Origin of the sequence: Lentibacillus sp., from assembly GCF_035301925.1 — a bacterium.
GTDB lineage: Bacteria > Bacillota > Bacilli > Bacillales > Amphibacillaceae > Lentibacillus.
Window position 1 is genome coordinate 1 of record NZ_DATGTI010000075.1, and the last position, 10,663, is coordinate 10,663.

The window sequence follows — 10,663 nt, forward strand, 5'->3', positions numbered from 1 at the left end:
TGGAGAAGCTTGTTTTATGTCGTCTTTCCGATTATCGTTATTGATATCGCCATTGCATACTTTTTGCTGCGGAATGTTACCGAGCGGACTTTCCCGAGAGTGGATGTGCCGTCCATCATTTTATCGACATTCGGTTTTGGCGGTCTGCTGTACGGATTCAGTGTCGCTGGTTCGGATCCGAACGGCTGGGGCAGCAATCAAGTGATTATTTCCATGGTTGTGGGTGCTGTGGCGCTGACGTTCTTTATTCTCAGACAGCTGAAGCTTGAACAGCCAATTTTGGAATTTCGGATTTTCAAATATAAAATGTTTACGCTGGCGACAGTGCTGGGCATGGTCGTCTTTGTAGCCATGATTGGCGCGGCGACTGTTTTACCAATTCTAATGCAGGATTATCTTGGCTTCAGTGCACTTAAATCAGGTTTGGCGCTGATGCCTGGTGCAGCCATCATGGGGATTATGAGTCCGATAACGGGCAGATTATTTGATAAGTTTGGTGCCAGGTACCTGGCGATTATCGGTCTGATAATCGTTACTGTGACAACGTTTATGCTGGCTGTATTGACGACGGAAACAACTTTTGCCTACATTGCAACGGTGAATGCTGTTCGGATGTTTGGTGTGGCCATGGTCATGATGCCGATCACGACAGCCGGTTTGAATGAACTGCCGAACAAAATGATGCCGCATGGAACGGCCATGAACAACACGATGCGCCAGGTAGCCGGGGCAGTCGGTACAGCAATGCTGGTTACAGTTATGTCCAATGCTGCCATTCCGGAACAGGGGCGAGAGGGACTTGTCCATGGTTCCAATATGTCATTTATCGTTGCGGGCATTACGGCTATTGTCGGTATTGTATTAGCCTTTTTCGTAAAGAATCCAAGGCACAACAGTAGAAATACTGTTTAGCATATACAACAGGAAAGGCTTTCGCCGGTTTTGGCCGGCGACGGCCTCTTTTTCTGTTTTGGATTACTTTGGTTAGGAATCAGCAATGAAAAAAATTGAAACGTTACATGTTGGTAGAACGTATATTTATTGGACGCGGGGTGGGAGCATGCAATTTGTATCGATTGATTTTGAAACGGCGAATGAAAAGCGCAACAGTCCATGTGCCATTGGAATCGCGGTTGTGGATGGAGAAACGATTGTTGATGAGTATTACAGCTTGATCAATCCAATGACCCATTTCAGTTCATTCAATACACGTATTCATGGCATTACGGCAGATGATGTGGTGGATGCACCGACATTCGCGGAACTGTGGCCGACACTCGACAGTTATTTATCGAATCATTTGGCTGTTGCTCACAATGCCAGTTTTGATATGAGTGTTATCCGGCATACGCTGGATCAGTTCAATCTTACATATCCGGAAATGGACTATCTTTGCACAGCGAACATTTCAAGACGCGTATGGCCGGATCTTGCCAATCATAAACTGAACACAGTCGCTTCCTATCACGGAATTCGGTTCGATCACCACCGTGCTTTAGAGGATGCACGAGTTGCCGCTAAAATTTTGATTGAGGCTTTTCGAACATATGAGACGGATGAATTGGATATATTTCTAAGGAAGTGTCATATGTCAAAGGGGAGAATCTATGAACGTGGATATGTTCCACCGAAAGCGAGACAGAGCACGAAGATTTACTACTAATCAATAGGAAGGGGCTGTATGTACGATGCGTGTACTTGTAGTTGGGGCAAGTGGTACGATTGGGCAAAAAATTACGGAAGCTTTAAGCCTAAATCATGATGTACTCCGTGCAGGAAGAAACGGGGCTGATGTCTCAGTCGATATCATGTCACCGGACAGCATTCGGAAGATGTATGAAACAGTGCACCGAGTGGATGCCGTCATCAATGCGTCAGGCGGAGCTAATTTCAAAGCGGTTCCGGACCTCACCCCGGAACTGAATGAAAAAGGGATTGAAAGCAAGTTGAAAGGACAAATCAATCTGGTGCTGCTTGGGCAGGAATACGTCAATGATGGTGGCAGTTTTACACTAACGACCGGCGTCATGATGGATGACCCGATTCCAATGGGAGCTTCCGCGGCCATGGCAAATGGTGGTGTTAAAGCGTTTGTGAAGGCAGCAGCCATTGAAATGCCACGGGGAATCCGGATTAACAGTGTCAGCCCCAATATTGTGCAGGAATCATGGGACAGACTGGGCGGTTTTTTTGCGGGATTTACACCAGTGCCAGCGGTCCGGGTGGCAAGAGCATATGTCAAAAGTGTAGAAGGTGCACAGACTGGGCAAAATTATGAAGTGTACTGATTCACAGGTCGCGACGTTTTTGGCGCTAAGTTAAATATTTTGAGTTGTTTTGGAGGAATGGGTATGGCTGATATCAAATATGACATTGTTAAACATATTGCAGTATTGTCCGAATCACCAAAAGGCTGGACGAAGGAATTGAATTTAGTCAGCTGGGACGGGCGCGACCCGAAGTATGATCTCAGGGACTGGTCGCCAGACAAGGAGAAAATGGGCAAAGGTACAACGCTGACGGAAACGGACCTGGCCAGTTTGAAAAGAGCACTGCAAAAAATGGACTTGTAATATTTTTGCAGATTCCTGTTAAGATTTGACAAAAAATGTCGTATCATTGACGTATACATACTTTTCAACGGAATGGAGGATATCGAATTGAATAAGAAACGTTGGTTCGCACTAGGAATTGCAGCCGTCTTATTTGCAGTCTCCATCGGTTTCCAATTTATGAGTTCGTTGTTTGCAACCGATGTGGAGGCTTTGTTTGAAATGCCGCAACAGCAGCAATATCAGCAGGAAGTCATTGAAGAAGGCACAGGGAATACAATTGCTGTTGTGGAGCTTGACGGCGTTATTCAGGATATAAATACATCGTCACTCCTTAATACAGGTGGTTACAACCATGATCGATTTTTGAAAAAATTGGAAAATGTCGCTGAGGATCATACGGTAAACGGGATTATTTTACGCGTTAATACGCCTGGTGGTGGTGTCGTCGAAAGTGACGAGATCCATGATAAAATTGTTGAAATCAAAGAAGAATACAACAAACCCGTTTATATTTCCATGGGTAATACGGCAGCTTCAGGCGGTTACTATATTTCTGCGCCTGCCGATAAAATTGTCGCTCATCCAGCAACGTTAACCGGCTCAATCGGTGTGATTATGCAAAGCTATAACGTTGCGGAACTTGCCGATAATCTCGGAATCGATATGAACACGATCAAGAGCGGTGAATTTAAAGATATTATGTCCTCGACACGGGAAATGACCGATGAGGAGCGGGACATTCTGCAGTCGATGATTGATGACATGTATGATGATTTCGTGCAGGTTATTGTTGATGGCCGGGAGATGTCAGAGTCGAAAGTCCGTGAATTGGGTGATGGTCGCGTATATACCGGCAGCCAGGCAGCCGAAAATGGTCTTGTTGATGCACTTGGCTCTTTGGAAGATACGGCTGCCATGATGCGGGAAGACTTTGAATGGCCGAATGCGCAGCTTGTTGAATACAAAACAGGCTTAGACTGGAACAGTTTATTTGGCGGGGCGGTCAAAAGCATGGTCGGTGGTGAAGAAGCAAATGTGATGGCCATTCAGGAGCTTCTGGAACAATCTGATGGGCCGCGTGCTATGTATTTATATTCGAAATAGGGAGGTGCCGTTATGAGTGAAAATCAGGAAATATATACAGAAACGACTGTCGTTGATGGTCATCAATATGCCGGGTTCTGGATGCGCTTTTGGGCGTATTTGACTGATTTGGTGATTGTATTCAGTATTAACGGTATCCTGCTTAGTCCGTTTAAATTTGTAAATGGCGGCAATCCGGTTGATATCGGCCTTTGGACGGTTACCGGTATCATTGGGGCAATTGTTTTATATCTGTACTTTCTGCTGATGACCAAATTTTATGGAAGAACGTTGGGCAAAATGATTTTTGGTCTGCGGGTTGTCCGCGAAGACAGGCAGCCATTGCAATGGAGCGATTTGATTTTCCGGGAAGTGATTGGCCGCTTTATTCATCGTGTGTTTTGGTTTATGAACCTGTTATATTTATTCGTGGCGTTCAACGCCCAAAAACAGGGGATACATGACATGTTCGGTAATACACGGGTTGTGTTTGACCGATGAATAAGCCCAGGTAAGAAAACCAGACAGGATAAATGGTTATATTTACAGCGGAACTGATGTCCCAATATCAGGTCATCCTAAGAGATGGCCTGATTTTTTTGTGTCATTCTGCACAACAGTCCCAACAAACAGCAACTGACATAGGATAGTTTTATGCAGGGACTGTTTGGAGGGATCGTTATGTTCAACGCGGGTTATGGTGTGCCAGAGATTTTTGATAAGGAAGCGAAAGGAAATTTGAAAGCGATATATCAGGATATTCAGACGGTTTTAAAAGTACCGGTCGTTAATTTTATGTTCAGATCTTTGGCTTTATATGAATCATTTTTAAGTGAAGCATGGACTCAGGTCCGTTCAAATATGCTGACGATGGAGATGGAAAAAGCTGCCGACAAACTTAGATATCCTGACATCAGCGTAAAGACTCCCGGAATTGAATGGGCGAATGTTTATGATGTATCAAGCGATCAGGCAAATACAACGGATTGTTTTTACATTTAATTATGTGAACCCAAAATTATTACTGATTGCCAGTGCATGGGCGGAAAGTTTAGGCAATCGGCCTATAGAAGGCGGGAAAAGTCATAGTGGATTTATCATTCCGGGGGTGATTCCAGGATTGCCTGAAATCCGATTAGTGGATATGAATCGTATAACGCACGAATTACAAAGCTTGCTTTTGGATATCGTTGAGAAACATCGTGCATTTGATGCTGCAAGTGATTACCGTGCGCTTGCGAATTATCCGATGTTCTTGGCAAAAAGCTGGGAAGGCCTGAAGCCATATGTCAGTTCGGATGACTATCTTCTGTTTGGTGCTGATCTTAAGCAAAGGTCAATAGAATTGGTTCATGACCAAATGCCTTTTCCTGTTACCCTAAACACTGATTATTTATATCAGTTTTATAACCCAGGAGAAATGGCGGGCATTATGGGGGTTGTTTCCATGTTTCAGAATATACTTCCTGATTTAATCATTGAGGGTGAATTTTTCAGGCGGATGATTTGTTGAATACTTGAGATTAGCAATCATCTCTTTTACTTTAACTATTTGTGGTTCATCAGCAACTTTCGACAAATCATCAGCATTTCGCGTGCCTTTTCACCAAAAGAACAGGGTTCTACCTACTTGTTTTCTACTATTATCTGAATTAAACTAAAAGATAGAATAATCAGTATAAACGTAATCAAATTTTCATTTGAGGGGTGGAACTATGCACATTGAAACAAATGTATCCGGTGATCTTGACAGCATGCTGGACAGGGCACGGCGGAATACGTTGGGGGATTTACTGGCAAGGACGCGTGACCGGATGCCTGAAAAGTTCGCGGTTGTCTACAAAGGACAGCGTCTGAACTATGCGGAATTGGACGATCTGGTAAACCAGACGGCGCGTGCATTTATCGATGATGGCATGCAAAAGGGTGACATGGTGACGGTTATGTCGAGGAACAGTCTGGATTTTGTCGTCGTCGAATTTGCCTTGGCGCGTATTGGTGCGGTGATGATTCCAATCAATTATATGCTGTCGGCGGAAGATGTGCAGTATATTCTGGAGCATGCGGAGGTCAGTGCGTTTATCGCTTCCGAGGAATATGCGTCGGTTTTGGATAAATCAGCGAGGGGAATGGTCATCAGACAGCGTTACTTAATGGATACCCTCGGCACATATGATGGTGCTCTCGCGGAATGGGTATCCTTGTCTGAAGCTCGTGACGGAAAACCGATTGACTTTGTTGACGTGGAAATTGACGATGATGATTTGGCCCAAGTGCTGTATACAAGCGGAACGGAATCAAGACCAAAAGGGGTGATGCTTTCCCATAAAAGTCTGATTAGTGAATATGTGAGCTGTATTGTTGATGGTCAGATGGCAGCAGGCGATGTGCTTGTTCATGCCTTGCCGCTTTATCACAGCGCCCAGCTTCATGTCTTTTTGGGTCCAAGTATTTATGTTGGGGCAAGCGGCATCATACTGGGTGAGGCAAGTCCGGAAGTGATTTTGAAAACCATTGAAGAAGAAGGTGCGACACAATTGTTTGCACCGCCCACCGTGTGGATTGCCCTGTTAAGAAATCCTGATTTTGATAAACGGGACTTATCAACATTGCAAAAATGTTATTATGGAGCGGCGATTATGCCACGTGAAATTTTAAAAGAACTGACGGAGCGTTTGCCGAACGCCCGATTCTGGAATTTCTACGGCCAGACGGAAGTCGCACCGCTTGCCACAGCATTGCAGCCGGAAGATCAGCTGCGTAAACTTGGATCCGCCGGTGTGCCGACACTGAATGTGCAGACAAAAATTGTGGATGATAATGGCGTTGAAGTGGCGCGTGGTGAAGTCGGTGAGATTGTGCATCGGACACCGCACACGATGAAAGGTTATTTGCACGACCCGGAAAAAACCGCTGAAGCATTTAGAAATGGCTGGTTCCATAGCGGTGATTTGGGTGCGATGGACGAGGAAGGTTATGTGACGATCATTGACCGGAAAAAGGATATGATTAATACCGGTGGGGTCAACGTATCAAGCCGCGAAGTCGAAGAAACGATCTATCAAATGGATGCTGTCTCCGAAGTGGCTGTCATCGGTATTCCGGATGCTTATTGGATCGAAGCTGTCACCGCCATCATTGTACGGAAAGACGGGGCGGAACTGACAAAAGAGGCTGTGATGCAATTTTGCCAGGAACGGCTGTCAACATTCAAAGTCCCGAAATATGTGGATTTCACGGATGAAATGCCGAAAAATCCGAGTGGAAAAGTGCTGAAGCGTACATTAAGAAATCAGTATGAAACACTTGGCGAGACGTAGGAGACTTGGCTGTGCGAAAACGCCAGACTTCGGTGCAAAAACGCCAAAGTTCTCGTCCACATTCGGCATAAAACACTTCTCATCATGAAATAATACGGTTTGGAGGTGTTTTTATGGCTGATAAAAAAGATAACCGAAGCAATCGTCAAGTCAAGACCAGTGTCAATAAGCAAGGATTGAGTGAAGACGTGGCGGATCAGCAGCCCGACAGTCAGCTTGAACAGCGTGCTAAAAAGAAGAACACAAAAATCTAACACGGCATCAATAAAGGATAAGGGTGAGAATCATCGACAATACGTTGGACTATTTGCGTGAGTCACTTGTCAACTATCGCGAAAATGATATGATGAAACAAATTACAGTCAAGCTTGAGCAAAATGACTTTAAAGATGAAGAAGAATTTGTGAAAAGCCTTAATGAAGAAGAAATCGCATACCTTGATTCGGTTGTTGAGAAGGAATTAAACTATGCGAGAAACGCGCAGGATGATGTGCGGGCTGAGCAATTACGGGAAGTGTATGAGCTGCTTTTCTAAAACAAGCATTCATGGAAATCTGGTGAAATTTCCCATTGATTTTAGAGACATTACGTTTTATGATATAAATACAGGCTGCAATGTTCGTATTTAAATAAGTTTTAACCTCTAACAGATGAATAGGGAGTTTTATATCGGGACCCTAATGTCGTGCCTCCTTCAGAGTGGAAGACAGGAAGGTTCCTGCAAACACCCACTTGGCGAAGTGGTGGTTTAAAACTTTTTATTTAAAAAATACGGCACTTGTGGCTGCATATTACTTAAGTGACGAAACCAGTTTCCGTTTGGGAGCTGGTTTTTTTGTTTTATTTAACATAAGCAACATTTTTCGATTGTGATAGATATTTCATATTATTCGTATTGTGATTTTACGTTTATGATGGAACAAAGGAGTGGTGAGGATGTCTTTTAGTTACAACGTGATTGACCATGTACAGCTGGCAGCACCAGTGGGTGGCGAAGAGCAGGCGCGTGAGTTTTACCGTGATGTGTTAGGTTTTGAGGAGATTGATAAACCGGCACAGTTAAAGAAAAATGGCGGCGTTTGGTTTCAGTGTGGGCATGTTCATGTACATATCGGGGTGGAAGATGGATTTGTTCCTGCCAAAAAAGCACATCCGGCTTTTCAGGTGATAAATATTGCTGCGATGAAGGGATATCTATCTGAGAGCGATATTCATTATAAAGTGGATGACCGACTGCCGGGTGCCGAAAGATTTTATTTAAGTGATCCATTCGGGAACCGGTTGGAATTTCTGGAATGGAAGGCGTCATAATAAAAATGTTCTTTCTCAGTTATGGAATTTTCTCGCAATATCCTCTATAATTTGTTAACAAGGAGGAGCGTTGCGTTATGAAAACGAGTCGGTTCATGAGATTTTTTGGTGGACGTGATTTGCTTTACGGTCTTATCCTATTAATTTTAATCGGAATGACCATTTTTATTTATACAAAAGTATCGTTCATTTTTAATCCAATTATGACCATTGTGTCAACTGTATTGCCGCCGCTGATTCTGGCCTTTATTGCCTTTTATTTATTGAATCCGATTGTCGATTTGCTGGAACGTTTACATATTCACCGCATATGGGGTATTATCATTATTATTCTGGGTATCAGCGGACTGCTGACAGGGCTGGTTTTGTTGACGGCACCGGCAATTGAGACACAGGTGAAAGATTTGGCATCCCGATTTCCGACGTACTTGCAGCAAATGGGTAAAGGAATTGAGACTTGGATTCAAACGTCTTTTCTTGCACCTTATTATGAACAGGGATATGCCTGGTTCACCTCGAATTTGAGTGATTTGACGAGCATGGTTACCGAACGTCTTGGAGGTGCCGTGGAAGGCGTCCAAAATGTTGCCAGTACGATCACCAGTGCGGTTGTTGCTATTATCACATTCCCGTTTATTTTATTTTTTATGTTAAAAGACGGGGAGCGTTTCAAACGATTTTGCCTGAAATTGCTGCCGCCTAAATACCGGGGTGAAGTCGACCAGATCCTGCATAATATGGATGTACAGGTCGGCTCCTATATTCAAGGTCAGATTATTGTCGCCTCGTGTATCGGCATCCTTTTGTATATTGGTTATTTGATTATTGGTCTGGATTACGCCATCACACTTGCGATTATCGCTGCTGTAACGAGTGTCGTGCCATATCTTGGACCGATGATCGCGATCACGCCGGCTATTATCATAGCGATTGTTGATTCACCGGTTATGCTGCTGAAATTAGGGATTGTCTGGGCAGCGGTACAGTTTTTGGAGGGAAATTTTGTATCACCCAATGTTATGGGAAAAACGATGCAAGTTCATCCACTTACCATTATTATCGTGTTATTGGTGGCCGGGAACCTGTTCGGGGTTGTCGGTGTCATCCTCGGTATCCCGGGTTATGCGATTTTGAAGGTGATTGTCGTTTATTTGTTTCAAAAGTTCAAAGCACGCTACAATCGATTTTACGGAGACGATTATGGGGCTTATGAAGAAAAATAACAGAGCACTGCACTATGATTGATATGTTGGAGGATTCATATTTTGCAAATTAACGTCAGGCATTCATTAATTAACGTGGAAACAATCAAACAATTGCTTGAAGCGTATGATTTGACCGGTGATATCTGCTGTGACGTATTGGCCCGCGGCATAAACGATACATATGTCATCACGGATCCCAGTGATGTGAAATATATATTCCGGGTTTACCGCTCCGGTTGGCGGGATCAGGAAGCCATTTTATTTGAATTGGATGCCATCAATCATCTGTATGAGCAGGGGTTTCGTGCTTCACATCCGATTAAAAAGAACAATGGTGATTATGTGACCGAACTAATGGCACCAGAGGGTTTGCGTTATGGTGTGCTGTTTTCATATGCGGTGGGGGAACGGCCGCAAATTAATGAACCGAACTCGGAAATGATTGGCGCGACACTTGGCCGGTTGCATGAACGGACATCCGGTTTTGTTTCTGATCGTGAGCGGGGATTTGAGCTGGGCACCCAGACGTTGCTTGATGAACCGGCCGCTGTTATTGCCCCGATAGTCGAACGGTACCTTGGTGATGTGGCTGTGAAGATTTTACAAACGGTTGTGGAAAACACCAAAGCAGATTTAGCGGCATTTGATCTTGAAACAGATTTCTGTCATGGCAATTTTCATAACCATCATATGCATATCCATAATGGTGAGATTGAAGTATTTGATTTTGACTGTTGTGCGGTAGGATATCGGGCCTATGATATCGCAGTTTCCTGGTGGAATTTGAAAAATAATTATAAAAATCTGGAAGAAGAATGCTGGGACGCATTTCTGAAAGGATATTTGGCGGAGCGAGATCTGGCAGCAGATGATGTGCGCAGTCTGCCACTTTTTATAACGGCAAGGAGAATTTGGCTGCTGGGAACACTGCTTGCTAATGGTGATATATGGGGAACGAATTGGATTAACGAACGGACATTGAAGCTGTTTATCGGCCAGCTGAGGACCGACCGGCTGGGGGACGAGGATTTGCGAGAATTGGATGAAAAGGTAGTGTAAAAAGTTCTATGAAAATAACTCCAGAATAAGGATTAAAAGTTTCAGAAGGCTTTCGAGCTGCCGCCATCGCTCTTGACAAACACGCCAATGGTTTTCGATTAAGGTGTCAAGGGCGAAGGGGACAAAAAGC

General features: G+C 44.1%; 14 protein-coding genes and 1 other RNA gene. All 15 read left to right on the forward strand.

Features of this window, described 5'->3' with window-relative positions; genetic code table 11:
• On the forward strand, positions 1-912 hold a 912-nt coding region (locus VK080_RS06540; RefSeq protein WP_324223969.1), incomplete at its 5' end, for an MFS transporter.
• Between the two features lie 85 nt (positions 913-997).
• Positions 998-1,663 (forward strand): 3'-5' exonuclease, encoded by a 666-nt coding sequence (locus VK080_RS06545; protein WP_324223970.1) that lies wholly within the window; start codon positions 998-1,000, stop codon positions 1,661-1,663.
• A gap of 25 nt (positions 1,664-1,688) precedes the next feature.
• Positions 1,689-2,288, forward strand: a complete 600-nt coding sequence (locus VK080_RS06550) for a short chain dehydrogenase (protein ID WP_324223971.1) — start codon at positions 1,689-1,691, stop codon at positions 2,286-2,288.
• Positions 2,289-2,351: 63 nt separating this feature from the next.
• On the forward strand, positions 2,352-2,573 hold the full coding sequence (locus VK080_RS06555; RefSeq protein WP_324223972.1) for a YdbC family protein: 222 nt from the start codon (positions 2,352-2,354) through the stop codon (positions 2,571-2,573).
• Positions 2,574-2,660: 87 nt separating this feature from the next.
• Complete coding sequence (gene sppA / locus VK080_RS06560; RefSeq protein WP_324223973.1) at positions 2,661-3,659, forward strand: signal peptide peptidase SppA; 999 nt, start codon at positions 2,661-2,663, stop codon at positions 3,657-3,659.
• A gap of 12 nt (positions 3,660-3,671) precedes the next feature.
• Entirely contained in the window at positions 3,672-4,139 is a 468-nt protein-coding gene (locus tag VK080_RS06565) for an RDD family protein (RefSeq protein WP_324223974.1), read from the forward strand.
• A 180-nt stretch (positions 4,140-4,319) separates the two neighbouring features.
• The gene (locus VK080_RS06570; protein WP_324223975.1) at positions 4,320-4,640 is read left to right on the forward strand and encodes a halocarboxylic acid dehydrogenase DehI family protein; all 321 of its coding nucleotides are present in this window, start codon (positions 4,320-4,322) and stop codon (positions 4,638-4,640) included.
• Complete coding sequence (locus VK080_RS06575; RefSeq protein ID WP_324223976.1) at positions 4,591-5,151, forward strand: halocarboxylic acid dehydrogenase DehI family protein; 561 nt, start codon at positions 4,591-4,593, stop codon at positions 5,149-5,151. Before VK080_RS06570 ends, VK080_RS06575 begins: the two co-directional genes overlap by 50 nt.
• Positions 5,152-5,353: 202 nt before the next feature.
• Positions 5,354-6,958, forward strand: coding sequence for an acyl-CoA synthetase (locus VK080_RS06580; protein ID WP_324223977.1), 1,605 nt, complete (start codon positions 5,354-5,356; stop codon positions 6,956-6,958).
• A gap of 113 nt (positions 6,959-7,071) precedes the next feature.
• Positions 7,072-7,212 carry a small, acid-soluble spore protein L gene (locus VK080_RS06585; RefSeq protein ID WP_324223978.1) on the forward strand — a complete coding sequence of 47 codons (141 nt, stop codon included), beginning with the start codon at positions 7,072-7,074 and terminating at the stop codon, positions 7,210-7,212.
• Between the two features lie 23 nt (positions 7,213-7,235).
• Positions 7,236-7,493: a sporulation protein gene (locus tag VK080_RS06590; RefSeq protein WP_414672223.1), complete on the forward strand. Its 258-nt coding sequence runs from the start codon at positions 7,236-7,238 to the stop codon at positions 7,491-7,493.
• A 69-nt stretch (positions 7,494-7,562) separates the two neighbouring features.
• Positions 7,563-7,749: non-coding RNA, 6S RNA (gene ssrS, locus VK080_RS06595), on the forward strand.
• Between the two features lie 145 nt (positions 7,750-7,894).
• Positions 7,895-8,269: a VOC family protein gene (locus VK080_RS06600; RefSeq protein ID WP_324223979.1), complete on the forward strand. Its 375-nt coding sequence runs from the start codon at positions 7,895-7,897 to the stop codon at positions 8,267-8,269.
• Positions 8,270-8,346: 77 nt separating this feature from the next.
• Entirely contained in the window at positions 8,347-9,492 is a 1,146-nt protein-coding gene (locus VK080_RS06605) for an AI-2E family transporter (protein WP_324223980.1), read from the forward strand.
• Between the two features lie 42 nt (positions 9,493-9,534).
• Entirely contained in the window at positions 9,535-10,533 is a 999-nt protein-coding gene (locus VK080_RS06610; RefSeq protein ID WP_324223981.1) for a phosphotransferase enzyme family protein, read from the forward strand.
• The last annotated feature ends 130 nt before the right edge of the window (positions 10,534-10,663 follow it).

Excerpts from the sequence above, each read along its gene's own strand:
- VK080_RS06545 (WP_324223970.1), top strand. The coding sequence starts at position 998 with ATGAAAAAAATTGAAACGTTACATGTTGGTAGAACGTATATTTATTGG.
- VK080_RS06550 (WP_324223971.1), top strand. The coding sequence starts at position 1,689 with ATGCGTGTACTTGTAGTTGGGGCAAGTGGTACGATTGGGCAAAAAATT.
- VK080_RS06555 (WP_324223972.1), top strand. The coding sequence starts at position 2,352 with ATGGCTGATATCAAATATGACATTGTTAAACATATTGCAGTATTGTCC.
- VK080_RS06565 (WP_324223974.1), top strand. The coding sequence starts at position 3,672 with ATGAGTGAAAATCAGGAAATATATACAGAAACGACTGTCGTTGATGGT.
- VK080_RS06570 (WP_324223975.1), top strand. The coding sequence starts at position 4,320 with ATGTTCAACGCGGGTTATGGTGTGCCAGAGATTTTTGATAAGGAAGCG.
- VK080_RS06575 (WP_324223976.1), top strand. The coding sequence starts at position 4,591 with ATGATGTATCAAGCGATCAGGCAAATACAACGGATTGTTTTTACATTT.
- VK080_RS06580 (WP_324223977.1), top strand. The coding sequence starts at position 5,354 with ATGCACATTGAAACAAATGTATCCGGTGATCTTGACAGCATGCTGGAC.
- VK080_RS06585 (WP_324223978.1), top strand. The coding sequence starts at position 7,072 with ATGGCTGATAAAAAAGATAACCGAAGCAATCGTCAAGTCAAGACCAGT.
- VK080_RS06600 (WP_324223979.1), top strand. The coding sequence starts at position 7,895 with ATGTCTTTTAGTTACAACGTGATTGACCATGTACAGCTGGCAGCACCA.
- VK080_RS06605 (WP_324223980.1), top strand. The coding sequence starts at position 8,347 with ATGAAAACGAGTCGGTTCATGAGATTTTTTGGTGGACGTGATTTGCTT.